The sequence below is a fragment of the Paenibacillus sp. FSL M7-0896 genome (assembly GCF_037975415.1).
GTDB lineage: Bacteria > Bacillota > Bacilli > Paenibacillales > Paenibacillaceae > Paenibacillus_AQ > Paenibacillus_AQ silagei.
In genome coordinates this window covers 7,311,221-7,337,216 of the sequence record NZ_CP150250.1, presented here as the reverse complement: position 1 = coordinate 7,337,216, position 25,996 = coordinate 7,311,221, and the positions used below count along the sequence as shown (strand labels likewise).

Below are 25,996 nucleotides of genomic sequence, written 5' to 3'. Positions count from 1 at the left end.
CGACCCGAATCCCGGAAAGGGGGAATAATACCATCTGAAGCAGGGCGGCGTACAGCAGCTAGAACAGCCCACTCATGACTGCCTTGGAAGCCCAGGCGGCCATTGTAAATAGATTACGTTCATAATATGTACATTCCACCATAAAGAAGGAATCAAAAATGATGAATAAGCTTAAAAAAATAAAAAAAAGATACATTGCGCTCATTCTGGTACTGGTGATTGCAGCCGGAGGGTTTCTGTTCCAGAAGCCGCTGGCTGTGCTGGCATTCGACCTCTTTTTATCCGATCAGGTGGAGCAGAAGCTGACGGATGCATCCTATGTGCCTCTGGAGAATAACACCAGCAAGACACCGACTTCCGTTAAGGCTGAACCCGTGGCACTCAAAAGCGACCCGTTCTCTCTGATGCTTCTTGGTACAGATCAGCGGAAGAATGAAACCGCACGCTCAGATACCATGATGTATGCGGTGATCCGGCCGGAGGATTATAAAATTCTGCTGATCTCCGTTCCCCGGGATACCTACACGGAAATTATCGGATACAAGGATAATAAGAAGGATAAAATTACACATGCGTATGCGTTCGGCGGTCAGCAAATGTCCAAGGACACACTGGAAGCGCTCCTCGGCCATGATATTCAATATTATGCCACCATCAACTTTCAGGGGCTGAAGGATGCTGTCGATGCCATTGGCGGTGTGCCGCTCCCGATCAAGAAGGATATTGTCAACAAAGGCAAAGACCATGAGAAATTCACCATTAAGGCCAATAAGTCGAACTATAGCGGCGAAGAGGCACTTAACTATACCCGCTACCGTGAGGATAGCGACTTCAACCGGACCAAACGTCAACAGGTCTTTATTGATGTCGTAGCGAATAAAATGTTATCGATCAGCCAGATCGGCAATATTCCTGAGCTGCTGGATATCATGGGCGACAACTTCAAAACGGATATTCAGCCCTCGATGATCATCAGTCTCGCCAAGAAGTTCATGGGCGGCAAGGACATGGATATCTCCAGCTTCACGGTGATGGGGGAAGGCAAACGGATGGACGGGGTCTACTACGATATAGTGAACGAAGAGGATCTGAATAAAGCCAAGGCGCTCATCGACAATTGGATGAACCCCAGCACACCGGTTGACCAGCTGATTGAGCCAGGCAAGGCCGGCAATGCGCTTGAGCCTTCGGCCACACCTGCAGTACAATAAGGATCAGAACCGATTTTCTTGACCCGTTATAAAAACAGCAGCCATTCCCTCAAGGTTAATGGCTGCTGTTTACTGTCTTCATGCTATAATGGAATGGAACTTATTGCTGAGGGCAGACGTATAACTACGGTGGGCTTTAGTGCAAGGAAGGTAAAGTAGCATTCCTTCGGAATTCTTTGAGGAGGATTAAGAGATGAACATTGCGTTTTTTTTACTTCCGAAGCAGGAGGTCGCATGTGTTACCATGGATTCGACGCTGCGGCAGACCCTGGAACGGATGGAGTTTCACCGCTATACAGCAGTGCCGATCCTGAACCGCAACGGAGAATATGCGGGAACGGTTACAGAAGGTGATTTGCTCTGGTATATGAAGGAGTCGGGCGGCGCGGTCACCTTTGAGAATGCTTCCAAATTTCTGCTTAAGGATGTCCCGCTGCGGATGAACAATCTGGCGGTCTCGATTGATGCGGATATGGAAGATCTGATTAATTTGGCCAAGGTCCAGAACTTTGTACCGGTGGTCGACGACATGAAGCGGTTCATCGGCATTGTACGCCGGAGCCAGATTATTGAATACTGCGAGAAATTTGTCTCACGGCAATCGCTCGAATCGTTATAAGGTACCAGGGCCTGTATTTCCGGCGAAGCGGAATGCGGGCCTTTTTTGAAAGATGGAAGGCGGTATTCAGGGGCGGCAGGCGTCCGTGTGGCTCGGAAATTTTTATGCTATAATGGAGAATAATGCTTTTTGCCGGAGGTAGAGAGACAGTGCCCAATGTGCCGAAGGATCTGGATGTGGCCAAACGCGCCAAGGTAATTGAGTGGTTAAAGACGGAAGTTATTGATCAAGTCTCAAGGTTATTCAAAGCGCTGTGGGAAGGCAGTACCACGCGTGTCGGCGACAGTCTGGCCAGCCTGATTATGAGCTCGTACATCTTGGGGCGCAGACTCGGTATTCCTTATCGCGAGCTGGATGATTTACTGCTGGAGAAGCTGCGAAAGCACAGGCAGGAGGGCCATCAGCTCGAAGAATGGTACCAGGATATATCTGCATTAGAAGAACATATGCGTAAGAGGTGAATACTGTTGAAATTTCGCTGGACATCTGTGGCTTGGAGCGTAGCTTATCTGTTGCTGCTGTTATCCCTGTCAACCCCGCTGCTAATTATTACAACATTCTTTATGATTATTCCGGCCATAGTGCTCTTTACGACCCTTAACACCAAGCAGTTCATTCTGCATCTGTTACCGGTTCTGCTGATTGTGGGCCTGATTACCCCGATGTATATCCTGATTGCGGCTTATTTCTTAATCCCGGCCCTTGTGATGGGACGATGGTACAAGAAACGTGCTTCAGCGATTTCTACACTGATTGCCGGTATGGTCGCTATACTAGCTGAATTCCTGCTGATCCTGCTGATCAGTACGACGTTCCTTAAGTTCAATTTGTACGACTACGTCTATGATGTTCTGAAGACCTATGCAGACTGGCTGGCAAGTATGGGGGCAAGCAATCCGCTGCTGTCCGAGATCGCCCTCTCCTCCGATCAGATTGGCCAGATGAGCTGGCTGACGATCCAGGCGATTCCGATGACGCTGATCCTCAGTGCGTTCGTGATTGCGGTCATTACCCATTCCATTGTCCGCCCTATTCTGAACAGTATGGAATATGCGGTGCCTAAGCTGAAGCCGGCGCGGGAATGGAGACTGGCCAGATCGTTCATCTGGTATTATCTGCTTGGCGTCGTCATCAGCCTGCTGTTCGGCGGTGCCGACAGCGGCTTCATGCTAATGGTCTCGGCCAATCTGCTGCCGCTGCTGCAGATTGCGTTCAAGATCCAGACCATCGGCTTCCTCTTCTTCCTGGTGCATGAACGGAAGTGGAGCAAGATCATCGCTCTTCTGCTGGCAATCCCTGTTATTGCTCTGCCGGGATTCTGGATTATTGGTGTGGTGGACCTGGCGTTTCCGCTGCGGGAGCTTGTGAAGAAATCGAAACGATAGGGTGAGGGCTCATGCCAAAATTTCTGCAAAGACGCTGGCACGGCTATCATACCGTGTGGGCGTTCTTACTGCTGCTGGTCCTGATTATAGTAGTCAGTATCTATAACTGGGTCCTCGGTGTTGCCAGCCTCTTCCTGGCCGGCACATTGTGTTTCACCATGCTGCAGGCCGAGCTGTCGTTCCGCCGCAACCTTGTAGATTATATCAACGGCCTGTCCTTCCGCATCAAGCGGGTGGAGGGGGAGGCTGTAAGCATGCTTCCGCTCGGGATTATCCTGTACAGTGAGAGCCGGGCGGTGGAATGGCATAACCGGAATGCCGGCCAGATCTTCTCCCGCAAGTCGCTTGTGGGTGAAGATATGCAGGAGCTGATGCCTGAGGTTATGGCTTCTCTGCAGAACCTGCCGTCCAAGCGGGAACCGGTTAAGGAAGGGGTATTGAAGGAGCAGCGCCATGAGCTTACGGTGGATGACCGTTATTATGAGGTTGTAGTGATTCCAAGCGAACGGCTGCTGTATTTATTCGATATTACCGAGCTTGTGGTGCTGCGTGAGCGGTATGAGGAAGAGAAGCTGGCGATTGGAATTGTCATGATGGATAATCTGGATGAGGCCGCCCAGGGGATGGATGATCAGCAGCGTACTTCGCTAATCGCCAAGGTTGCCAGTGAGATTACCGAGTGGAGCAAGCAATTCGAGGTATATCTGCGCAGGTTGTCTTCCGAGCGGTACCTGATGCTGCTGAATCACCGCAGCCTTCAGGCCCTGGAGGAGAGCAGGTTCGTGGTGCTGGATGAGGTCCGTGAGATGACGGCAGACCTCAAGGTGCCGATGACGCTGAGCATAGGCCTTGCCTACGGCTCGGAATCGGCCAGTGAGCTGGGAGCGCTTGCCCAGTCGAGTCTGGACATGGCGCTCGGCAGAGGCGGGGACCAGGCCGCTGTGAAGGCGGGCCAGCGGCTCTCCTTCTACGGCGGCAAGACCAATGCCGCCGAGAAACGCACCCGCGTCCGGGCGCGGGTAATCGCCCACGCCCTGCGGGATCTGATGCAGGAGAGCGACCGGGTGCTGATTATGGGGCACCGGATACCGGATATTGACGCGGTGGGAGCGGCGATTGGCCTGCTTAAGGCGGCACAGATGTACAATGTGGAAGCCAGCATTGTGATGGAGACACCGAATCCTTCGATTACCCGGATGATGGAGGAGATCCGCAAGGATGAGGCGCTCTACAAGACCTTCATCACGCCAGAGCAGGCTCTCCAGATGATGACGGAGCATACGCTGCTCATTGTTGTGGATACACACAAGGCTTCCATGACTATGGAGCCGAGGCTGGTGCAGGTTGCCAGCCGGATTGTGGTGGTTGACCATCACCGCCGGGGTGAGGAGTTCATCAATGACGCTGTGCTCGTGTATCTGGAGCCGTATGCGTCATCGACCTGTGAGCTGGTGACGGAGCTGCTGCAGTACATTCATGACAAGATTAAGCTCAGCCCGCTGGAGGCCACGATGCTGCTGGCCGGGATCACGGTCGATACGAAGCATTTCGCGCTGCATACAGGCTCGCGGACCTTCGAGGCCGCCGGGTTCCTGCGCCGGGTCGGGGCGGATACGATTCTCATTCAGCGCATGCTGAAGGAGGATCTGCAGGAGTACATCTCGAAGGCGGAGATCATCAAGCATGCGCGTATGGTGTATGACCAGATAGCACTGGTGGTCACACAGCCCGGGATGAAGATTCCGCAGCTGCTGATCGCCCAGACGGCGGATACGCTGCTTGGGATGACGAATGTGGTGGCGTCCTTCGTCATCAGTGAACGTCCTGACGGCCTGATCGGCATCAGCGCCCGTTCTCTGGGTCGGATGAATGTGCAGGTAGTCATGGAGAAGCTGGGCGGCGGCGGACATCTGTCCAACGCGGCTGTACAGCTTGAAGGAACAACCAAAGAAGCGGAAGCCAGACTGCTCGCAGTGCTGGCCGAAATTGAAGCGAAAGAGGGGTTATTTGAATGAAGGTCATATTCTTGAAGGATGTTAAGGGTCAAGGCAAGAAGGGGCAGGTTAAAGAGGTGTCGGAGGGCTATGCAGCCAATTTCCTGCTGCCGCGCGGGCTGGTTCGTCCGGCTACAGACGGTAATGTGAAGACACTGGAGAACCAGGCGGCAGCCGAACAGCGCCGCAAGGACCAGGAGAAGGAGGAAGCGGTACAGCTGGGCAAGAAGCTGGATGAGCTGACCCTGACTCTAAAGGCCAAAGCAGGCGAAGGCGGCCGTCTCTTCGGCGCTATTACCAGCAAGCAGATCGGCGAGACACTGGCAGCTACTCAGGGCATCGTCATCGACAAGCGCAAAATTGAGCTGAGCGATTCGATCCGCCATGTAGGCACGTTCCAGGCAACAGTTAAGCTGCATACTGAAGTAAAGGCTAACCTCACGGTTCAGGTAACGGAGGAGTAGGATGGGTGGAGATCTCTTTTTCGATCGGGTTCCCCCGCAGAATCTGGAGGCAGAACAGGCCGTACTGGGTGCAGTTCTACTGTCGGATGAGGCGCTAATTACCGCGATGGAGCGGGTGAATACCGAAGACTTCTACGACAAACCGCATCAGATGATATTTGAGGCGATGGTGCAGCTCGGAGAAGAGAGCCAGCCGATTGACCTGATTACATTGACATCCCGGCTCCAGGATAAGGGGGAGCTTGAGGATATCGGCGGTGTCAGCTATCTGGCGAAGCTGGCGCATGCGGTGCCGACTGCGGCCAACGTCGATTATTACGCCCAGATTATTGAGGAGAAGGCGATGCTGCGGCGGCTGATCCGCACAGCCACGCAGATTGTCAGCGAAGGCTATACCGGCGGCGAAGACGTAGGCATTATGCTGAGTGACGCCGAGCGGCGAATCCTGGAGATCTCGAACCGCCGCAGCGGCAGCGGGTTCATTGCCATCCGCGATGTGCTCATGCAGGTATTCGACCGGGTCGAGCTGCTCCATCAGAATAAAGGCGGAACCTCGGGGATTCCAACCGGGTTCGTTGACCTGGACCATATGACGAACGGCTTTCAGCGCAATGACTTGATTATTGTGGCGGCCCGTCCTTCCGTCGGGAAGACGGCCTTCGCTCTGAATATCGCGCAGAATGTGGCGGTGCGGGCGAAGGAGACGGTAGCCATCTTCAGTCTGGAAATGTCGGCGCCCCAGCTGGTTCAGCGTATGATCTGCGCAGAGGCCAATCTGGACGCCAATATTATGCGTACCGGTGATTTCAAGAGCGATGATGACTGGTCCAAGCTCACGATGGGCATCCAGTCGCTGTCCGAGTCCGAAATCTACATTGACGATACTCCGGGCATCACAGTTACCGATATCCGGGCGAAATGCCGCCGGCTCAAGAAGGAAAAGGGACTCGGAATGATTGTCATCGACTACCTGCAGCTGATCCAGGGCCGGGGCAAGGCCGGCGAGAACCGCCAGCAGGAGGTATCGGAAATCTCCCGTACCCTGAAGCAGATCGCCCGTGAGCTTGACGTTCCGGTTATTGCCTTGTCCCAGCTCAGCCGCGGTGTGGAGCAGCGCCAGGACAAACGGCCGATGATGAGTGACCTTCGTGAATCAGGCTCTATCGAGCAGGATGCCGATATCGTAGCGTTCCTGTACCGTGATGATTATTACAATCAGGATACCGAGAAGAAGAACATTATCGAAATTATTATTGCCAAGCAGCGTAACGGTCCGGTAGGGACGGTGGAGCTTGTGTTCCTTAAGAACTTCAACAAGTTCGTCAACTACGAGCGGGCCCATGCAGAACCGTTTGCAGGTTAGGCAAACTTCGCACAATACACGAACGATCGCACATTTCAGTCTGTGATCGTTCGTTTTTATTTGACTTTAAAAAGTGCCGCTGTTACACTGATTATTGTGCTTTGGCGGCCTGCCCGCCTGGTGTCCGGAGGGCTGCGTACAAGATGAAGCGCGTACAGAGCCCCTATGATAAGCGGAAAAATAATGGTGCTTGCTAGCACCTACGGAGGAATGTACATGTCAACGGTAGTCGTCGTGGGAACACAATGGGGAGACGAAGGCAAAGGCAAGATCACGGATTTTCTGGCGGAAAGTGCAGATGTGGTCGCCCGGTATCAAGGGGGTAACAATGCCGGTCACACGATTCTGATTGACGGAAAGAAGTTCAAGCTGAGCTTGATTCCATCTGGTGTATTTTATAAAGAGAAGACTTGTGTTATCGGCAACGGAATGGTCATTAACCCGGAAGCGCTGATCCAAGAAATTAATTATATTCATGACAATGGCTTCGATACGAAGAACCTGGTAATCAGCGATCGTGCGCATGTCATTATGCCTTATCATATGGTGCTGGATGCGCTTGAGGAAGACCGCAAAGGCCCGAACAAAATCGGTACAACACGCAAGGGGATCGGCCCGTGCTACATGGATAAGGCTGCCCGTAACGGCATCCGGATTGCTGATCTGATGGACGCTGAGGAATTCGAGCTGAGACTTCGTCCATTGATGGAAGAGAAGAATCAGGTGATCACTCAGGTATACGGCGCTGAGCCGCTGAATGTGGAAGAGATTCTGACCAAATATCTGGAGTATGCAGAAGTGCTGCGCGGCTATGTAACCGATACTTCGGTGGTACTGAATGATGCGATTGATGCGGATTCCCGGGTGCTGTTCGAAGGTGCGCAGGGCGTGATGCTCGATATCGACCAGGGAACTTATCCGTTCGTTACTTCATCGAATCCTTCGGCTGGCGGCGTCTGCATCGGTTCGGGCGTGGGTCCGTCCAAGATCAAGCAGGTTATCGGTGTGGCGAAGTCTTATACTACCCGCGTAGGAGACGGCCCGTTCCCTACAGAGCTGAACGATGCGACCGGTGATTATATCCGCGAGACCGGGCATGAGTACGGAACCGTAACCGGACGCGCCCGCCGCGTGGGCTGGTTCGACAGTGTGGTTGTGCGTCACGCCCGCCGCGTCAGCGGAATCACCGGCCTGTCGCTGAACTCGCTGGATGTCCTGAGCGGTCTTGAGACTGTGAAGATCTGCACCGGCTACAAGTACCGTGGAGATATTATCACACATTACCCGGCAAGCCTGAAAATGCTGGCAGAGTGTGAAGCGGTCTACGAGGAGCTTCCAGGCTGGAGCGAAGACATCACTGGGGCGAAGACGCTGGAGGATCTGCCGGCCAACACACGCAAATACGTGGAACGTGTATCGGAGCTGACGGGGATTCCAATCTCGATCTTCTCTGTGGGCCGCAACCGTGAACAGACTAATCAAGTACTGCCAATCTATATCTAGACTGAAGCAGAACTAAATAGATACGTATAGGAGCAGGGGCCTCGGTGAGGCTCCTGTTTTTGTTTTGTCAGGATTATTGTTCAGCAGGTAATCAGCTTTAATGTGCTTCGGGGACGTTTCCCGGACGTTGTTCTAGTCAATACTGTGAGAATGGGAGCATAGCGAACCGATTCTTCTGAGATTGAATAGAGCAGGGTGTAAGGGAGTGATGTTGGTGAAAATAGTGAAGCGTGCGCTGAGCATCTGCCTGATTGTGGTGCTGGCGAGCGGCCTGTCCATGCTGACAACGGCCTATGTGGTGAATACGTATATCCAGTCGGTGCTGGCCAGCTTCGATATCAAGCTGGACGGGCCGGGGCCGGGAATCGGCGGCTTCGTGAAGAGTCTGACCGGTATGGGCGGCAGCGGGGCTGCCCCCAAGGAGAATTCCAAAGCGGCCTCAAACGAGACTAAAAACTCCACTAAGGAGGCTGATTCAAGCAAGACGGAGGTAGAGAAGAAGGACAGCAGTGGCGGAAAAGCCGGGAATCTTCAAGAGAAATCGGTAGACGAGACGGTGCCCGATAATGCACTGCCTGTGATGGGACAAGCCGCTTCGGGAGAAGAACAGAGTGAGCAGGGGCTGGACCAGAATCTGGTGATGACGCCGGAGGCTATGAATGATCTAAAGGAGAACCTGCCTGCTAATGCGAAATCCAATATCTTCAATATTCTGATGAATAAGCTTCCCCAGGAGGAGATGATCAAGATCTCTGCTGCCCTGGAGGGCGGCTTGACAGAGAGCGAAGTAACGGAACTGCAGGGTATCATTGCGAAGTACGTAGATGAGGATGAATATAAGGCGCTGATGAAAATGCTTACACCAGATAGCGGAGGGACGAATCAGAATTAAAAATTGTCATTTTTTGGACACGAATTCGCCGTTTAAAACGCATATTTTGGGAATAAACCCGCGAAATTGGCGGGTTTTGCTATGGGAGCAAAGTTGAAATTTTTCTTCAGGCTATGGTACAGTAAAAAAGGACTAATAAGGGTTAATATTTTGTAACCTTTTTCGTATGCGTCATACAGTCATATTCGTACTCATGCAAATCGGATGCGCGAAGCATATACATTCTTGTTTTTACAGCCGAAAGGGAGAGTTTCATGAAAGGATTTAAGTTTATACGCCGGATGGGGAACCTGCGGAACCGTGCAGAAGCATCCGCAGGATCTGGTGCAGCAGGTGAACAAGGTAAGGATGCAATGACTTCGGGTGAATCCCGTGTCTTTCAGCCGGAGATGAAATCCCGCCGCCGGCGTTCATGGATACTGGCTTCTGCCGGTCTGGTTCTGCTGACCACCTTCCTGGTGGGGGCACAGAAGAAGCAGGTAGCAGCGAATACAGTAACCTATTACAAAGTGCTGGTGAACGGTGAGGAGATTGGAGCGCTGAACCAGCAGGCGGATTTGAACAAGCTGTTCGAGGAGAAGAGACGGGAATATCAGCTCAAGTATCCTGACTCTGTGATGGTCCTACAGACCGGCGGTATTACGACCGAGGCCCAGCAGGCTTACAAGCCGGAGATTAACAGCGAGGCTACACTGGACAAGCTGGATGGTATGCTCAAGGCTTATGCCGTAGGCGTACAACTGGCTGTGGATGGGGAACCACTCGGGATTGTGAAGGATCAGGAGACGGCGGCGGCGGTGCTTCAGGCCGTTAAGTCGCATTACGCTCCGCAGAAGGCGGCAGCTCCGGGTGCGAAGCTGAAGAAGACAGCGGCCAAGGCGGGAGCGGCTGGTTCAGCCGCCAATGATCAGGTGGAGTCAGTCAAGATCCGGGAGGAAGTTAACATTGTTCCGGTGAAGGCCGATCCCAATAAGGTGCTTAGTGTAGAAGAGGCAGTGAAGGTGCTGACCGAAGGCAGGGAGGCGCCGCTGCGCTATGCGGTTCAGGAAGGCGACACAGTCTCTGCTATTGCTTCCCGGTTTAACATTACCCAGGCGGAGATTTTCCGCAATAATCCTGAGGTGAAGGAGCTTAGTCTGCAGATTGGGGATGAATTGCAGCTAACGGTGCCGCAGCCTGATCTTACGGTAGTGACCGTAGAACAGGTAACTGAAGAGGTGGTCACGGAGCCTGAGGTTATTATCCGCAAGAGTGACCAGCTGCCGGCAGGCAAGCGGAAGGTAGTCCGTCCCGGACAAACCGGGCTCAAAACGATGAAGTACAGACTGACCAAAGAGAACGGACAGGTGGTCCAGGAGGAGTGGCTGGGTCAGAGCGTAGTGAAGGCTTCTCTGCCTGAAGTGGTCTATTCCGGCACCAAGGTTGTAGGTGAAGGAACAGGAATGTTCGCCTGGCCGGTTAGCGGAGCGATGATCTCCAGCAGCTACGGCGAGCGTTGGGGACGCACACACAAGGGAGTCGATCTGGTATCGGGCAACCGCACGATCAAGGCTGCGGACGCTGGGACGGTCAGCTTCGCCGGTGTGCAGAACGGGTACGGCAATGTGGTGATCGTTAACCATAATAACGGATACGTTACGTACTATGGGCATTTAAGCAGTATTTCGGTCTCTACCGGACAGAAGCTGGGACAGGGCAGCCCCATCGGAATCATGGGCAGCACCGGGCGCTCGACGGGGACGCATCTGCATTTCGAGATCCGCAAGAACGGGACGGCCATCAATCCAATGAAATACCTGAAGTAATGGATAAGAGCTAGACCACCATTCTATAATTCTTCTCTGCCGTCCGGATCATTTCGGGCGGCTTTTATTTCTCTTTGAACTGGCATCTTATATAGATGTGACGCTAAGGCAGGTATGTTAAAATAAAGGAATCAGGGTTTCGAGTATCGTTAGAAAGGTGAAGCTGAGCATATGCAAATGGGAACGATTCTTGTAGTGGATGATGAACAACCTATTGCTGATATATTGAAATTCAATCTGGAAAAAGAGGGCTACGAGGTCATCTGCGCCTTCGACGGCAACAGTGCGGTGGAGCTGGCTCTGTCCAAACGCCCCGATCTGATGCTGCTGGATCTCATGCTGCCCGGCAAGGACGGAATGGATGTTTGCCGTGAGGTGCGCTCTGCCCATTTGGATATTCCTATCATTATGCTTACCGCCAAGGATGGGGAGATTGATAAAGTGCTGGGTCTGGAGCTTGGTGCGGATGATTATGTGACCAAGCCGTTCAGTACCCGTGAGCTGCTGGCCAGGGTTAAGGCTCAAATGCGGCGCCAGCATAAGCCGTCCCCGTCGGAAGCGCCGAGTGAGACAGTGGAGAGCAAGCAGGGGGTCTATCATTTCGGATTATTTATTGATACGGATATGTACATGGTCTACAAGGATAGTGAGCCGCTGGATCTGACACATCGTGAATATGAGCTGCTCTATTATATGATCCGCCATGCGGGCAAGGTAATGACCCGGGAGCATCTGCTGCAGGCTGTGTGGGGCTTCGAATATTTCGGCGATGTGCGTACGGTGGATGTGACCATCCGCCGGCTCAGAGAAAAAATTGAGGAGAATCCCAGCAAGCCGGAGTATATTCATACCCGGCGCGGACTCGGTTATTTGATGCATAGCCCCAAAAACGGAGGGTTGTAATGAAGGCACTGTCCTTTTTCCGGACGATTCAGGCCAGGCTTATCGTAATCTACGTGCTGCTGATTCTGATTGCGATGCAGCTGATCGGCGTATACTTTGTCAGCTCGATGAAGAACTCGCTGACGGATAACTTCACCAAGGACCTGAAGGCCCGGGCCGAGATGCTCTCGATCCTCACCGCTGACAAATTCGGCAGTGAGACGGGAACAGCCGATGAGGAATCGGCGGTAGAGAGCCTGCGCGGCATGGTGAACAATCTGTATATCAATGGTGCAGAAATTCAGGTGCTGGATGCGAGCGGCAAGATTATTACCACCTCAATCCCTTCGCAGAATGACTATGTCGGCCAGCGGAACACGCAGACCGTGGTCAGCCGCGCCTTGCAGGGGATCAGCGATAATGAGGAATATATCATCGCTGATGATAATGTGCGCAAGAAGGTAGTGGCGAAGCCGGTAATTTCCGGTGATAAGGTGGTAGGCGCCATCTATATAGCTGCCGATATGAAAGACTTATATGCCACTATGAGCCGGATTAACAGTGTGTTCCTCTCGGGGTTGCTGCTGGCGCTGGCGTTGACAGCCGTACTGGGTGTCATTCTGGCCCATACGATCACACATCCGATTAAGGAGATGACCAAGCATGCCACGGCTGTGGCCGAAGGGCGCTTCAACCGGAAGGTACCTGTGTTCGGCAATGATGAGATTGGCCAGCTGAGCCAAGCCTTCAACTATATGACGGACCGGCTGCGCGAGGCGCTGCTACAGAACGAAGAGGAGAAGGAGAAGCTGTCGTCCATTCTCGCCAATATGAGTGACGGTGTCGTAGCCACAGACGAGAGCGGCGCGGTGATTCTAATGAATACACGCGCTGCCCTGATGCTGGGCGCGGAAGGACCGCTTCCGGCAGGAGCCTCGCTTGGCGGGCTGTTGGGTCTGGAGCCTGAGCAGTCTGTCTCGGTGACCCAGGGCGTTCCCCAGTCTGCTATGCTCCATCTGTCTCCTATGGTCGGCGAGGATCCCAATATTGTGCGGGTGACCTTCACCCCGATTCACCGCCGCGAAGGCGGACGGATCGCCGGGACGATTGCGGTGCTGCAGGATGTTACGGAGCAGGAGAATCTGGAGGAGTCCCGCCGGGAGTTCGTGGCGAATGTGTCGCATGAGCTGCGGACGCCGCTTACGACGATCAAGAGCTATGCGGAGGCGCTGGATGACGGCGCACTTGAAGATCCGCAGCTCGCCGTGCGGTTCGTCGGCGTTATCCGCAATGAGACGGAGCGCATGATCCGGCTGGTTACGGATCTGCTGCATCTGTCGCGGCTGGATTCCAAGGAATCCAGCCTGCGTATTCAGCAGACGGATATCACCGAGATGCTGGAGGATGTGGCGGACCGCTTCTCCTTCCAGATCCGCCAGAAGCGGATTCACATCAGCACCAGGGTGCGTAAGGATGTCGCTACAGCCTGGCTGGACCGCGACCAGATTGATCAGGTGCTGGGCAATCTGGTTTCCAATGCCCTCAAGTATACGCCGGAGGGCGGGACGATCCAGCTGGAGGCGCATAAGAGCGAGGACGGCATGCTGGCTGTGTCTGTCCGCGACTCCGGTATAGGGATTCCGAAGAAGGATATTGAGCGCATCTTTGAACGCTTCTACCGGGTGGATAAGGCACGCTCGCGGAACATGGGCGGAACAGGTCTGGGGCTGTCCATTGCCCGGGAAATTGTCAAAGCCCACGGCGGCTCCATCTCCCTGCAATCGGAGCTGAATGAGGGCTCGCTGGTCACGTTCACACTGCCTTTGATGAAGCAAAGGGGGAGTGAGGCGTGAAGGAGAGAATCAAGTCATGGATGCTGGTCCTGCTTATACTCGGAAGTCTCGTGGAGAGCTATTACCTGATCTACAGGCTGCCCGGCAGTGATTCGGCAGTGTTGTCGAAGACCTTATATGTGAAGACGGATAATATGGGGCCGGAGGAGAAGGTGGAGAACCTGCTCTACCCCGATAAAATGATTATTCATATGGGCGGGGACAAGCATACGCTGTTCTACCCCAGCTCCACCTTCTATAATCTGATTATGAACCGCCTGAAGGGCCGCAGCTTCGAGAGCTTCCAGCGGCGGTCCGTACAGGACTTCGACTGGGACAAGATCCGCAGCGAGAATCCGGGCATTGAGCTGTCGTTCGGGGCAGGCATTCCGGTAACGCTGCTACAGCGGGTCATGCAGATCTCACCGGATTCGCTGTTCGAGGGGGAGAGCATTGACCGGATCTGGATCTATAATATCAAAAATGACTCCAAAGCCCATGCCATCTTCTTCAGCACACGCGGGGATATTGTGTACGAGGCGGCCAAGGCGGACCTTACGGTCCAGGATGTGCAGCAGCATGTGGACTTCGGCAAGAATCTGACTTTGTATACATCCGTGAACGGTGAGTATTATGTTCCTGAGGCGGATGTTCCGCTGGTTAAAGTTGTGATGCCTGCGGGTATGTATACCATTGAGCAAATGCAGAGCAATCTGTTCTTCGATGCGGGCAGCACCAGATACATTCCGGAGAAGGATGGCTCCAAGATTTATACGGACAGCAAGCGCAGCCTGCAGGTAGACCAGGAACAGAACTGGATGAGCTATAGCGACCCGGCTGCACTTCCGGATGGCGACAGTACACCGGCAAAAGATGCGCTGGAGGCGGTGGATTTCGTGAACCGGCACGGTGGCTGGAACGGAACCTACAGGCTGGCTGCTACGGAGGAGGGCCGGCAGGACCGCAAGGTTTCTTTTCAGCAATATTATGGCGCTTATCCGTCCGGCTCCTATCCAATTATGAGCAACCCGCAGCTTCAGTATGGGGTAATCCATCTGGAGCTCCAGCAGGGAACGGTCTCTTCCTATGAGCGCTCCCTGATGTATACGAATGAGGACAAGTCTGAGAAGACCATTGTCGAGCTGCCCGGCGGCGAACTGCTGAAGCAGCGGCTGGCGCAGATCGGCAGCTCCTTGCGGATTATTGAGCTTACGCCTGCTTATATGCCTGCGCTGGCCGGGGAGAAGCTGCAGCTTCATCCCGTCTGGCGGGTTACGCTTAGCGATGGCAGTGAGCTTACATTGAATTAGGGCGGAGTTAAGCCAAGCGGACAGAATACCGATTCGAGGAGGGACGTTATGGACTGGGGAAGGGCCAAGAGTGTATTGATATATGCCTTTCTGGTGCTGAATCTGCTGCTGTGCTATCAGCTATGGATCGATGTGCGCGATCAGGTCAGTGCGGGACTTGACTTCACTTCCCTGTCCGCAGAGACTCAGGCGGTGATGGAGGAGAAGAACATCCGGCTGCTATGCCCGATTCCGGCTGCTACTCCGCAGCTGCCTGATATCACGTACCGTTATTCGGCCGAAGAGCAGAATGAACTGCCTGTGAAGCTTAAGGAGCCGATCGACAGCAAGCTGATGTACTCCTCGTTCTCGGAGCTGAGCAATCTGCTGAAGAGCCAGATTCCCGACATTGCCAATTACCGGTTCGATTCACAGGAGAGTGAGGTCGGCAAGTTCGTCCTGCATCCGCTGGTGGATAACAAGTGGTCTCTCTTCAGAGTGCGGCTGGAGCTGATTAACAGTGACCAGAAGATTGTGGCCTACCGCTGGCCGAAGATTGAGATCGGGGCAAGCCGGAGCGAGGATTTGCAGAAGGTGCTCCCGGCATCGCAGGCGCTTAGCAGTCTGATCGAGAAGTATTTTCCTGCGGATGCCGCAGTGAAGGAGATTGAGCTGGGCTATTATGGCGAGCTGTTCAACTCCGAGAGCCAGGTGGCTTCGCCGATGTGGCGGTTCATGCTGGAGGACGGCAGCGCTTATTATATGGATGCGATCAGCGCGGACATTATCAGTCCGAAGACAACAGAGTAGAAGGAGCAGGAGAGATATGGGGATTTCATTTACAGTACTGTCCAGCGGTTCTACCGGGAATGTGACAGTGGTGCGTAACGGCGAGACTACACTTATGATTGACGCGGGTCTGAGCGCGAAGCGGATTGACGAGCTGCTGGCCATGCGCGAACTGACGGGAGCAGAGCTGGACGGAATTCTTGTGACCCACGAGCATTCGGATCATATTAAGGGGCTAGGCGCGATGGCCCGCAAATATAATCTTCCGATCTATGCGAATTCGAACACCTGGGGAGCGATTGAGAAGGGGATTGGCAAGATTGAGGAGCATAACCGGGTCATTATGGAGACCGGGCAGCACCGGGATTTCGGCAGTATGCGGGTGGAATCCTTCGCCATCTCCCACGATGCCGCAGAGCCGGTAGCTTACAATTTCTATGACGGCAAGGAGAAGCTGTGTGTTGCGACAGACCTCGGGTATGTCAGCGACAAGGTGAGAACGGCCATATCGGATGCCGATGTACTGGTGCTGGAGTCGAATCATGATATCGAAATGCTGCGGATGGGGCGTTATCCCTGGAATACGAAGCGGCGGATTCTCGGCGATCTGGGGCATCTGTCCAATGAGGCGGCAGGCGCAGCGCTCAGCGAGATTCTGAGCGGGCGGACCAAGCGCGCCTATCTGGCACATCTGAGCAGAGACCATAATATGATGGATCTGGCGAAGATGTCCGTGCGCGGGGCGATGGAAGACCGGGGCTGCTTTTACAAAGACAGTGAGTTCAGGCTCTGCGACACCTACTATGACCGGCCTACGCCATGGGATAAGGTGAGCCAGTCATAAGACGGTCAACCTCGGTAATCTTGTGCTCCAGCTCCTGGCGGGAGAATAGCCCTTTATCAATTAACAGCTCAATCATTGCATGCTGGACAAGAATCAGCTGATAATGCTCATCCTTCAGGTCCCCCAGCTTGCCAATGAATTGCACCAGATCCTTACTTGTTGAAAAAGACTCCATAGTCCGGCCCTCCTTGTGAAATGGATAGTAATGAAGCTGTGAATAATTTACATTTATTTAACATAGAAAACATGTGGGCAGCGCGGCTGCCTGTGATACAATCATATAGAGCGTTCTAATCCTATTGTAGTCTTTTAAGTTGCAAAATATTCCGGATACAAGCTGTTAAACTTTTTAGTAGCTTATTAGAATAATAGACATCCCTTGCGCTTAGAACCCACTGGAATGTGGTGAATAAATCAAGTGAAACCTTTTAGTACTTCGTGAAGTCTAAGAGATATAGCGGTTAAGCTCGGGCGTGGTTGCTTGGCGTTCAGGTCGTGAATGCGGTGGCAATAGAGGGGAGAGAGTGTAACATGGGATTATTTGATGATGATTTCTATTCAACCAAGGTGTCACGGCGCAAAAGCGGCAAATCGAAATCAACCGGCGGATATGCTGACGGCAAGTGGGCTGTCCGCAAATCGAAGCGGTCGCTGGCAACCTGGCAGATCTCGCTGATCAGCTCTGTCTGCAGTGCTGTAGCGGCTGTGCTGCTGTTCAGTCTGGTAACGGGACAGTTCGCCGCTGAGAGAGCTCAGGCTCCGGTGGTTATTGATAAGGTGGCTGCGAGCAGCGCAGATCCGTATGACCGGATTATTCAGGCTGCTGCACATATCCGCCCTGCGGTAGTGAGCATCATTAATCATAAACAAGATAATAAGGAACTTAATATTCTCGATGAATCCGCGCTAGGCTCGGGAGTTATCTATAAGAAGGATGACAATAAGGCATTTATCATTACGAATAATCATGTCATTGAGGGTGCCGGTAAGCTGGAAGTGGTTACAGTAGACGGCGTGACACACAAGGCGGAGCTGGTAGGTGCCGACAAGGTGAGCGATATTGCTGTGCTCTCCATTGACGGCAAGGGAATCGACCGGATTGCTGAGATCGGGGATTCCTCCAAGCTGCGTCTGGGTGAGACTGTCATTGCCATCGGCAACCCGCTGGGGCTTGGAGATACACTGACTTCCGGTATTGTCAGCTACACAGAGCGGACGATACCGGTGTCACTGAACCAGGACGGCGTGTACGATTGGGAGCAGGAAGTGATCCAGACGGATGCGGCCATTAACGAGGGCAACAGCGGGGGCGCACTAGTGGATCTGGACGGCAAGGTGATTGGTATCAATACGATGAAGATCTCCGATACGGGGGTAGAGGGACTGGGCTTTGCGATTCCCTCCAATCATGTGGTGGATACAGCCAATGAGCTTACCTCCAAAGGCCGGATAGCCCGGTCATACCTGGGCGTCTATTCAGTGGATCTGAATAATCCTTATGTACCGCTGGCCGATGACCAGCGTAAGGAGCTCAATCTTCCGTCTCTAGTGACCGATGGGGTTGTGGTTCTGGATGCTGTGGGACCGGCGAAGGAAGCGGGTCTGCAGCTTAACGATGTGATTACCAAGTTCAACGATAAGCCGATTACCTCCACGCTGTCGCTGCGCAAATATCTGTACGATCATACCAAGATCGGCGATAAGCTGAAGATTACCTTCTACCGCAATGGTGAAGTGAAGCAGACCACAGTCCAGCTTCTTGAGAAGCCAGAGGAATAAAATTGGAAATGACCGTATATAATAATGAGGCAGTCACGATTACGGAAACAGTTCAAGCCGTCCTTTTCAGGAAAAAAAGAAGAGGGCGGGGCTGTTTCAAGAATAAATAAATGGGGTAATTGGTAGCAATGGGTATAAATATTACAATTTATTCTGACTGGTAGCCCTTACATTGGGAAGTAGTCCTTATAAGGGAAAAAACGGAGGAATTAGGATAGAACAGCTTGCCTTTGTTATTAAGGTGTGGTAACATGAAATTGTTCTTACATTGATACCTTATTCTCGCATTGAAAAGGGCTGTCAACCAAAGCTACAACCTTTCTCAATGTGTGAATTTTTTCTTTGTCTGAAGATAAAAAGAACATATTAATTTAAATTTGTGGAGGTAACACACATGCAAACAGGTACAGTTAAATGGTTCAACGCAGAAAAAGGATTCGGTTTCATCGAAGTTGAAGGCGGAAGCGACGTATTCGTTCACTTCAGCGCAATCACTGGCGACGGCTTCAAAACTTTGGACGAAGGCCAACGCGTTGAATTCAACGTTGTTCAAGGCAACCGCGGACCACAAGCCGAAAACGTTGTAAAACTGTAATTAATAGAAGGTACCGTCCCCGCTTGTGAAAGTTGGGACGGTCTTTTTTTATCATCACTTGCTTGCAACATAAAGGAAGGGAGGAACGGCAATGAACTACCGGAAAAAGCCTTTGGAGGAAGTACCGGAAGAAAATACCGCAATTTGGGCCTGTACCAACGAGGATTGCAATGGATGGATGAGGGATAATTTCGCATTTGAACATGCGCCTTCCTGCCGTCTCTGTCATTCCCCAATGGTTCGTAGCATGAAGATGCTGCCGCAATTGCTTAATTCAAATGGCGATCTCAAATCGCTTAAGAAAGGTATTTCCATTACCTAGACCAATACCTTTATGAGTCAAGACAACTATATATGCAGGACACCTTCAAGACGGTGAAACCGTCTTATTTTTTTTGCTTTTAAATGCAAAATTGTGATATTTGTCACAAATTTATTGTTTTTTATGCCTAAACGGGGCGTATAATGTGATAATTATCACACTTTGAGTGATGGGAATTTGACAAAATAGACATAACGAAATGGGGAGAAGGAAGGGGAGAAATATGGATACAGTACTGCTGTCGCGTATACAATTTGCGTCGACGACAATTTTTCATTATTTCTTTGTGCCAGTATCGATCGGACTTGCGCTCATAATTGCCATTATGGAGACCATGTACGTAAGAAAGGGCAATGAAGAGTACAAAAGAATGGCGCAATTCTGGGGGAAGCTATTCCTGATTAACTTCGCAGTAGGTGTAGTAACAGGGATCTTGCAGGAGTTCCAGTTCGGGATGAACTGGTCGGATTATTCGCGCTTCGTCGGTGATGTGTTCGGGGCTCCGCTTGCGATTGAAGCCTTGTTGGCCTTCTTCCTGGAGTCCACGTTCATCGGAATCTGGATCTTCGGCTGGGATAAGGTATCCAAGCGGATTCATCTGTTATCCATCTGGCTGGTCGCCTTCGGAACGATGCTGTCGGCATTCTGGATTCTGCTGGCTAACTCGTTCATGCAGCATCCGGTCGGCTTCCAGATGAACAATGGCCGTGCTGAGATGAATGACATCTTCGCACTGATTACAAACGGCCAGCTGCTGGTGGAATTTCCGCATACAGTCCTTGCCGCTTACGCTACAGGCGCCTTCCTGGTAACAGGGATCAGTGCATACAAATTGCTTAAGAAGCAGGACGTTGCCTTTTTCCGAAAATCATTCGAGATTGCAGCAATTGTAGGGGTTATCTCTTCCTTCGGCGTTGCGGTTGCAGGACATGCACAGGCTCAATATCTGGTAGAGACACAGCCAATGAAGATGGCCGCATCCGAAGCGCTGTGGGGCGAGAGCGGCGACCCGGCACCTTGGACGGTGTTTGCCAATATCGATGTGAAGAACCAGACCAACAGCAATGAAGTTCAGGTTCCGTATCTGCTGAGCTTCCTGTCCTACAGTAAATTCTCCGGTGAAGTGAAGGGGATGCTGGAGCTGCAGCAGGAGTATGAAGTGGCCTATGGGCCAGGAGATTATATTCCGCCGGTCAAAACAACCTTCTGGAGCTTCCGGATCATGGTGGCTGCAGGCTCGCTGATGATACTGTTTGGGGTATACGCGATCTACCTCATGTGGCGTAAAAAGATGGACAGACCCAATACCTGGTTCATGCGCTTCATGTTCTGGGGACTGCTGCTTCCGCCGATTGCCAACACGGCCGGCTGGATTATGACAGAGATCGGGCGTCAGCCATGGACTGTATTCGGACTTATGACTACAGAAGACAGTGTATCACCTAATATTACCAGCGGACAGGTACTGTTCTCGGTGATTTCTTTTACCGCGATCTATGCCATATTGGGTGCAGTGCTAGTCGGCCTGTTCGTCAAAGTGATCAAAAAAGGTCCTTATGCTATGGATAACGAACACGGTGAATCCCACGATCCGTATAACAAGGAGGGCTAACCTATGTCACTTAATGAATTATGGTTTCTGCTGATTGCGGTGCTGTTCGTCGGGTTCTTCTTCCTGGAAGGCTTCGACTTCGGTGTAGGGATGGAGACGCAGATTCTGGCCAAGAATGATACGGAGCGACGGATACTGATCAATTCGATCGGGCCGTTCTGGGATGCGAATGAGGTATGGCTGATTACGGGTGCCGGTGCCATGTTCGCGGCCTTCCCGCATTGGTATGCTACGCTGTTCAGCGGTTTCTATATTCCGTTTGTATTTGCTCTGCTGGCGCTAATCGCCCGTGGTGTCGCCTTCGAATTCAGAGGCAAGCGCGATTCCAAGGCTTGGCAGAAAACATGGGATGTCTGCATCTTCTTCGGCAGCTTCCTGCCGCCGTTCCTGCTCGCCGTGGTCTTCGCCAGCTTCATCAAGGGCTTGCCGATCGACAAGGATATGCAGATGTATGCCGGATTCTTCGATATCGTCAATGCTTATACAGTGGTTGCAGGGATTACGGTTGTCCTGCTGTGTCTGGTGCACGGGCTGATGTTCACTACGCTCCGCACGCTTGGAGATCTGCAGGAACGGGCGCGTAAGCTGGCCCAGAAGCTGCTGATTCCACTGGCGGTGCTCTTGGTAGCCTTCGTTGTGATGACATATACTATGACGGATATCTTCGATAAACGCGGAACGTTGCTATGGATTGTAGTCGTTCTCGCTGTAGCCGCTTATCTGCTGGCCGGATATTTCATGACTAAGAAGAAGGACGGCTATGCCTTCGGGATGACTGGTGCTGTGATGGCGCTGTCTGTTGCATCGATCTTCATCGGACTGTTCCCGCGGGTGATGATCAGCTCGCTGGATCAGGCATTCAACCTGACGATTACGAATGCGGCCTCCGGCCAATATTCGCTGAAGGTGATGACGATTGTAGCGCTGACCCTGCTGCCGTTCGTGCTGGGCTATCAAATCTGGAGTTATTTCATCTTCCACAAACGGGTTCATGAGAAGGAGCATCTTGAATACTAATGGATAAAAATTTGCTTGGGTACAAAGGAGTTAAGCCTGTCTTTCTGCTGGTTGGCTTCCTGACCCTGGTGCAAAGCTTCTCCATTCTTCTGCTGGCGAAGTCGCTGGCAGAAGCTGTCTCTGCGCTGTTTGCGGGAGAACCGCTGAAGGAACAAGGGGCTAGAGCGCTCTTGTTCCTTCTTGCGTTTCTTGTGCGTCATGCCTGCGCTATGCTGATGAGCCGGGCGGCGTACCGCTTCGCGGAAGCGACTGGCAGCAGCATGCGGAGACAGATGATGGACAAGCTGTTCCAGCTGGGACCAAGGCTGGCTGGCGACCGGGGGACCGGAAATATGGTCACATTAGTGCTTGAAGGAGTAACGAAGTTCCGCACATACCTGGAGCTGATTATTCCGCGGATGGTCGGTATGGCGGTAACACCCGCTCTGCTGCTTATCTATGTATTCACCCTGGATACGTCCAGCGGTGTCATTCTTACCTTAACGATGCCGATCATTATTGTATTCATGATCCTGATCGGGATGACGGCCCGCAAGCAGATGGACCGTCAGCTGAAGTCCTACCGTACCTTATCGAATCACTTCGTGGATTCACTGCGCGGTCTGGAGACGCTGAAATATCTTGGACGCAGCCGCAGCCACAGTGAGAGTATTGCTAAGGTCAGTGACCGCTACCGTTCAGCAACCATGCGTACGCTGCGAGTCGCCTTCCTGTCATCGTTCGCACTGGACTTCTTCACCATGCTGTCTGTCGCTTCGGTAGCGGTAAGTCTCGGTCTGCGTCTGGTCAATGAGCAGATGACGCTGGTTACCGGACTGACGATCCTGATTCTCGCGCCGGAATATTTCCTGCCGGTGCGCTTGGTGGGTGCAGACTTCCATGCCACACTGGATGGCAAGGAAGCCGGTGAAGCGATGAAGGACATCATTGACCGTGACACGGTCCAGGCGAAGCTGCTGGAGCCGGGTGGGCAGGGAGCGGTGAAGGGCGATGGAGGAGAGCTGCCGGGAGGCGTTTTCACGTGGAACAATGATAGTGAACTTCGGCTTCATGCGGTGGGCGTACAATATGAAGCTGACGGTGTATCCTCGCTCGAAGGGGTGAATCTCGACTTCAGGGGATATGCCAGAATCGGTATTATCGGGGAGAGCGGGGCAGGCAAGTCTACGCTTGTAGATATTCTGGGCGGCTTCCTTCATCCAACCTCCGGAAGCCTTACGATCAATGGAAGCCTGGTCAGTGCGCTGACCGATGAGGGGTGGCGGAAGCAGACGGCTTATATTCCGCAGCGCCCGTATATCTTCAGCGGCACTCTGGCTGATAATGTCCGGTTCTATTATCCTGAGGCTTCGCAGGAAGCGGTAGCTGCCGCGCTGGAGTCGGCAGGTTTATCGAAGCTGGTGTCCTCGCTGCCGGAGGGATTGAACGAAATGATCGGCGGCGGCGGCCGTTCGCTCAGCGGCGGACAGGAGCAGCGTGTGGCTCTGGCCCGCGCTCTGCTGAGCAGCCGCCCGATCATGCTGCTGGATGAGCCGACGGCCCATCTGGACATTGAGACGGAATATGAGCTGAAGGAGACGATGCTGCCCCTGTTCGAAGGCAAGCTGGTATTCCTGGCTACACACCGCCTGCATTGGATGATCGACATGGATCTGATTGTCGTTATGCAGCAGGGACGGGTGGCTGAAATAGGCACACACGACGAGCTGACTGCACGGAGGGGTGCTTATTATGAGCTTATTCAAAGTCAATTGGAGGGAATCCATTGAAACGTGAAGGATGGTTTGCTCCCTATTATTCTGCCTACTTCTGGCGGTTCGTGTTAATTATCTTGCTGGGCGCGCTGACCATCTTCTCGGCGTCTTCGCTGATGTACACCTCAGGCTTCCTGATCTCGAAGGCCTCGATTCCGCCGGAAAATATACTGATGATCTATGTCCCCATTGTTGGTGTGCGTACCTTCGGGACCAGCCGGGCTGTCATCCACTATGTGGAACGGCTGGTGGGACATGACACGATTCTGCGCATTCTGTCGAAGATGCGGGTCCGGCTGTACCATATGCTGGAGCCGCAGGCACTGTTCTTATCCACGCGCTTCCGTACCGGGGATATTCTCGGTATGCTTGCCGATGATATCGAATATTTACAGAATGTGTATCTGCGTACGGTCTTTCCGAGTATTATCGCGCTATTGATCTATGCAGCGGCAATGATTGCGCTCGGGACGTTCGATGTGGTCTTTGCTCTACTTATGGGACTCTATATGCTGGTGCTGGTAGTCGTATTACCGCTGATTTCCCTCTTGTTGACCCAGAAGCGTCAGCGTCAGGTGAAGCAGGAGCGGAACCGGCTGTATCAAAAGCTGACCGATGCTGTCCTCGGCTTAAGCGACTGGGTTATCAGCGGGCGGCAGAGCCAGTTCGTCGATACGTATGAAGCGGACGAGCAGGCGGTTGCCCGCATAGACGGTTCGCTGCGGCGCTGGGCACGGCTGCGTATGTTCATCGGGCAGGCCGTTGTTGGCCTGGCCGTGTTGTCTTTGTTATACTGGGCCGCTGGACAGTATGCTGAAGGGGCGATTGCCGGAACGCTGATTGCGGCGTTCGTGCTGGTGGTCTTCCCGGTGGCAGATGCCTTCCTGCCCGTATCCGAGGCTGTGGAGAAAATTCCGCAATACCGGAATTCACTGGAGCGGCTGGAGGGCGTGGAAGCCGCAGCGGGAGATCCCCCGCTTAGCGCGGGAACTGCTGCTGGGAGTGCCGGAGCGGAAGCTCAGGCTGCCGCTGCGCTGCAGGCGGCTAAGGCCAGCGGACAGGTTCAGATTGAACTGAAGTCGGCGGGCTACCGCTATGCGGCAGGTGACGACTTCTCTGTTCAGCAATTGGACCTTGCGCTGCCGCAGGGGCGGAAGGTTGCAGTGATCGGCCGCAGCGGAGCGGGTAAATCGACACTGCTCAAGCTGGTGCAGGGCGTGATTGCGCCCACCATCGGCTCCGTGACGATTAACGGTATCGATGCTGCGGCTTACGGTGAGCGGATTCCGCAGCTCATCGCGGTGCTGAACCAGAGCCCGCATCTGTTCGACACCACGGTGGCGAACAATATCCGGCTCGGGGACCCGGGGGCTTCGGAGGCAGCGGTCCAGCAGGCGGCAGCCCTGGCAAAGCTGGATACGCTGATCTCTTCGCTGCCGGAGGGCTATGATACTCCGGTACGCGAGGCGGGGCAGCGCTTCTCCGGCGGAGAGCGCCAGCGAATGGCCTTGGCCCGTATTCTGCTGCAGAATACGCCGGTGGTTGTGCTGGATGAGCCAACCGTTGGCCTCGACCCGCGCACGGAGCGCGAGCTGCTGGCCACGATGTTCGAGGCAATGGCCGGCAAGACGCTGATCTGGGTCACGCATCATCTGGTGGGCGCCGAGCAGATGGACGAGGTCATTTTCATGGAGAACGGCCAAGTGGAGATGCGCGGCACCCATGCCGAGCTGATGGAGCGGCAGCCGCGTTACCGCAAGCTCTATGAGCTGGACCGCCCGGGTCAGGCTATGAATGCGGCGGATAGTAAATAAGGTGAATGGAAGAAGCTCTTTCTGTCTGGTGTGGACAAGGAGGGCTTCTTTTAGCATGTGGGCCGGATGTATGCGGAGAACCGAATACAATGGTCTCGGCGGAGGGGCGTGGTCCGGGTGTATGGGGGAAAAGTGCCTAGCTGTGGATGGGAGACGTTCAGGAATTAAGTTATACTGAAATGGATGATCCTTACAGGATCAATTAGAACGGGGTGGAAGCATGTGATAACG

23 protein-coding genes are annotated in these 25,996 nt (G+C 53.2%); 22 read left to right on the top strand and 1 reads right to left on the bottom strand.

What is annotated here, in order from left to right; genetic code table 11:
* Positions 1-158 precede the first annotated feature (158 nt).
* From MKY12_RS31880 to MKY12_RS31810, 15 genes are all read left to right on the top strand, one after another.
* On the top strand, positions 159-1,211 hold the full coding sequence (locus MKY12_RS31880) for an LCP family protein (protein WP_036728037.1): 1,053 nt from the start codon (positions 159-161) through the stop codon (positions 1,209-1,211).
* Between the two features lie 193 nt (positions 1,212-1,404).
* Positions 1,405-1,830, top strand: a complete 426-nt coding sequence (locus tag MKY12_RS31875; RefSeq protein ID WP_036728036.1) for a CBS domain-containing protein — start codon at positions 1,405-1,407, stop codon at positions 1,828-1,830.
* A 158-nt stretch (positions 1,831-1,988) separates the two neighbouring features.
* The gene (locus MKY12_RS31870) at positions 1,989-2,291 is read left to right on the top strand and encodes a MazG-like family protein (RefSeq protein WP_179090524.1); all 303 of its coding nucleotides are present in this window, start codon (positions 1,989-1,991) and stop codon (positions 2,289-2,291) included.
* Positions 2,292-2,297: 6 nt separating this feature from the next.
* A complete protein-coding gene (locus MKY12_RS31865; RefSeq protein WP_036728034.1) occupies positions 2,298-3,215 on the top strand; it encodes a DUF2232 domain-containing protein in 918 nt (305 codons plus the stop codon).
* Between the two features lie 11 nt (positions 3,216-3,226).
* On the top strand, positions 3,227-5,230 hold the full coding sequence (locus MKY12_RS31860) for a DHH family phosphoesterase (RefSeq protein WP_339312183.1): 2,004 nt from the start codon (positions 3,227-3,229) through the stop codon (positions 5,228-5,230).
* A complete protein-coding gene (rplI, locus tag MKY12_RS31855) occupies positions 5,227-5,673 on the top strand; it encodes a 50S ribosomal protein L9 (protein ID WP_036728030.1) in 447 nt (148 codons plus the stop codon). Before MKY12_RS31860 ends, rplI begins: the two co-directional genes overlap by 4 nt.
* A 1-nt stretch (position 5,674) precedes the next feature.
* Complete coding sequence (dnaB, locus tag MKY12_RS31850; RefSeq protein ID WP_036699821.1) at positions 5,675-7,036, top strand: replicative DNA helicase; 1,362 nt, start codon at positions 5,675-5,677, stop codon at positions 7,034-7,036.
* Positions 7,037-7,252: 216 nt separating this feature from the next.
* Complete coding sequence (locus tag MKY12_RS31845; RefSeq protein WP_076081902.1) at positions 7,253-8,539, top strand: adenylosuccinate synthase; 1,287 nt, start codon at positions 7,253-7,255, stop codon at positions 8,537-8,539.
* Between the two features lie 214 nt (positions 8,540-8,753).
* Positions 8,754-9,431 (top strand): hypothetical protein, encoded by a 678-nt coding sequence (locus tag MKY12_RS31840; RefSeq protein ID WP_339312182.1) that lies wholly within the window; start codon positions 8,754-8,756, stop codon positions 9,429-9,431.
* A 254-nt stretch (positions 9,432-9,685) separates the two neighbouring features.
* The gene (locus MKY12_RS31835; RefSeq protein ID WP_339312181.1) at positions 9,686-11,236 is read left to right on the top strand and encodes a M23 family metallopeptidase; all 1,551 of its coding nucleotides are present in this window, start codon (positions 9,686-9,688) and stop codon (positions 11,234-11,236) included.
* A gap of 171 nt (positions 11,237-11,407) precedes the next feature.
* On the top strand, positions 11,408-12,139 hold the full coding sequence (yycF, locus tag MKY12_RS31830) for a response regulator YycF (protein WP_036728027.1): 732 nt from the start codon (positions 11,408-11,410) through the stop codon (positions 12,137-12,139).
* Positions 12,139-13,971 (top strand): cell wall metabolism sensor histidine kinase WalK, encoded by a 1,833-nt coding sequence (gene walK, locus MKY12_RS31825; protein ID WP_036728025.1) that lies wholly within the window; start codon positions 12,139-12,141, stop codon positions 13,969-13,971. Before yycF ends, walK begins: the two co-directional genes overlap by 1 nt.
* Positions 13,968-15,260: a two-component system activity regulator YycH gene (gene yycH, locus MKY12_RS31820; RefSeq protein WP_339312179.1), complete on the top strand. Its 1,293-nt coding sequence runs from the start codon at positions 13,968-13,970 to the stop codon at positions 15,258-15,260. Before walK ends, yycH begins: the two co-directional genes overlap by 4 nt.
* Positions 15,261-15,308: 48 nt before the next feature.
* Positions 15,309-16,049 carry a two-component system regulatory protein YycI gene (gene yycI / locus MKY12_RS31815; protein WP_036728022.1) on the top strand — a complete coding sequence of 247 codons (741 nt, stop codon included), beginning with the start codon at positions 15,309-15,311 and terminating at the stop codon, positions 16,047-16,049.
* Between the two features lie 16 nt (positions 16,050-16,065).
* Positions 16,066-16,872, top strand: a complete 807-nt coding sequence (locus MKY12_RS31810; protein ID WP_036699804.1) for an MBL fold metallo-hydrolase — start codon at positions 16,066-16,068, stop codon at positions 16,870-16,872.
* Here the strand turns inward: MKY12_RS31810 and MKY12_RS31805 are convergent.
* The gene (locus MKY12_RS31805; RefSeq protein WP_209879260.1) at positions 16,841-17,047 is read right to left on the bottom strand and encodes a hypothetical protein; all 207 of its coding nucleotides are present in this window, start codon (positions 17,045-17,047) and stop codon (positions 16,841-16,843) included. The two genes, MKY12_RS31810 and MKY12_RS31805, sit on opposite strands and share 32 nt — an antisense overlap.
* Before the next feature lie 356 nt (positions 17,048-17,403).
* On the opposite strand from MKY12_RS31805, the gene MKY12_RS31800 reads away from it, so the two are divergent.
* The 7 genes from MKY12_RS31800 (at position 17,404) to cydC (ending at position 25,765) form a co-directional block, all read left to right on the top strand.
* On the top strand, positions 17,404-18,651 hold the full coding sequence (locus MKY12_RS31800; RefSeq protein ID WP_036728019.1) for a trypsin-like peptidase domain-containing protein: 1,248 nt from the start codon (positions 17,404-17,406) through the stop codon (positions 18,649-18,651).
* 394 nt (positions 18,652-19,045) lie between these two features.
* Entirely contained in the window at positions 19,046-19,246 is a 201-nt protein-coding gene (locus MKY12_RS31795) for a cold-shock protein (RefSeq protein WP_019914582.1), read from the top strand.
* 91 nt (positions 19,247-19,337) lie between these two features.
* Positions 19,338-19,568, top strand: coding sequence for a cold-shock protein (locus tag MKY12_RS31790; RefSeq protein ID WP_036699797.1), 231 nt, complete (start codon positions 19,338-19,340; stop codon positions 19,566-19,568).
* A gap of 223 nt (positions 19,569-19,791) precedes the next feature.
* A complete protein-coding gene (locus MKY12_RS31785; protein ID WP_036728017.1) occupies positions 19,792-21,180 on the top strand; it encodes a cytochrome ubiquinol oxidase subunit I in 1,389 nt (462 codons plus the stop codon).
* Positions 21,181-21,183: 3 nt separating this feature from the next.
* Complete coding sequence (cydB, locus tag MKY12_RS31780) at positions 21,184-22,197, top strand: cytochrome d ubiquinol oxidase subunit II (protein ID WP_339312177.1); 1,014 nt, start codon at positions 21,184-21,186, stop codon at positions 22,195-22,197.
* Complete coding sequence (cydD, locus tag MKY12_RS31775) at positions 22,197-23,966, top strand: thiol reductant ABC exporter subunit CydD (RefSeq protein ID WP_339312175.1); 1,770 nt, start codon at positions 22,197-22,199, stop codon at positions 23,964-23,966. Before cydB ends, cydD begins: the two co-directional genes overlap by 1 nt.
* Positions 23,963-25,765: a thiol reductant ABC exporter subunit CydC gene (gene cydC, locus MKY12_RS31770; RefSeq protein ID WP_339312173.1), complete on the top strand. Its 1,803-nt coding sequence runs from the start codon at positions 23,963-23,965 to the stop codon at positions 25,763-25,765. Before cydD ends, cydC begins: the two co-directional genes overlap by 4 nt.
* Positions 25,766-25,996 lie beyond the last annotated feature (231 nt).

Coding starts and splice junctions, on each gene's coding strand:
- MKY12_RS31880 (WP_036728037.1), top strand. CDS start 159: ATGATGAATAAGCTTAAAAAAATAAAAAAAAGATACATTGCGCTCATT.
- MKY12_RS31875 (WP_036728036.1), top strand. CDS start 1,405: ATGAACATTGCGTTTTTTTTACTTCCGAAGCAGGAGGTCGCATGTGTT.
- MKY12_RS31860 (WP_339312183.1), top strand. CDS start 3,227: ATGCCAAAATTTCTGCAAAGACGCTGGCACGGCTATCATACCGTGTGG.
- rplI (WP_036728030.1), top strand. CDS start 5,227: ATGAAGGTCATATTCTTGAAGGATGTTAAGGGTCAAGGCAAGAAGGGG.
- dnaB (WP_036699821.1), top strand. CDS start 5,675: ATGGGTGGAGATCTCTTTTTCGATCGGGTTCCCCCGCAGAATCTGGAG.
- MKY12_RS31845 (WP_076081902.1), top strand. CDS start 7,253: ATGTCAACGGTAGTCGTCGTGGGAACACAATGGGGAGACGAAGGCAAA.
- MKY12_RS31835 (WP_339312181.1), top strand. CDS start 9,686: ATGAAAGGATTTAAGTTTATACGCCGGATGGGGAACCTGCGGAACCGT.
- yycF (WP_036728027.1), top strand. CDS start 11,408: ATGCAAATGGGAACGATTCTTGTAGTGGATGATGAACAACCTATTGCT.
- walK (WP_036728025.1), top strand. CDS start 12,139: ATGAAGGCACTGTCCTTTTTCCGGACGATTCAGGCCAGGCTTATCGTA.
- yycI (WP_036728022.1), top strand. CDS start 15,309: ATGGACTGGGGAAGGGCCAAGAGTGTATTGATATATGCCTTTCTGGTG.
- MKY12_RS31810 (WP_036699804.1), top strand. CDS start 16,066: ATGGGGATTTCATTTACAGTACTGTCCAGCGGTTCTACCGGGAATGTG.
- MKY12_RS31805 (WP_209879260.1), bottom strand. CDS start 17,047: ATGGAGTCTTTTTCAACAAGTAAGGATCTGGTGCAATTCATTGGCAAG.
- MKY12_RS31800 (WP_036728019.1), top strand. CDS start 17,404: ATGGGATTATTTGATGATGATTTCTATTCAACCAAGGTGTCACGGCGC.
- MKY12_RS31795 (WP_019914582.1), top strand. CDS start 19,046: ATGCAAACAGGTACAGTTAAATGGTTCAACGCAGAAAAAGGATTCGGT.
- MKY12_RS31790 (WP_036699797.1), top strand. CDS start 19,338: ATGAACTACCGGAAAAAGCCTTTGGAGGAAGTACCGGAAGAAAATACC.
- MKY12_RS31785 (WP_036728017.1), top strand. CDS start 19,792: ATGGATACAGTACTGCTGTCGCGTATACAATTTGCGTCGACGACAATT.
- cydB (WP_339312177.1), top strand. CDS start 21,184: ATGTCACTTAATGAATTATGGTTTCTGCTGATTGCGGTGCTGTTCGTC.
- cydD (WP_339312175.1), top strand. CDS start 22,197: ATGGATAAAAATTTGCTTGGGTACAAAGGAGTTAAGCCTGTCTTTCTG.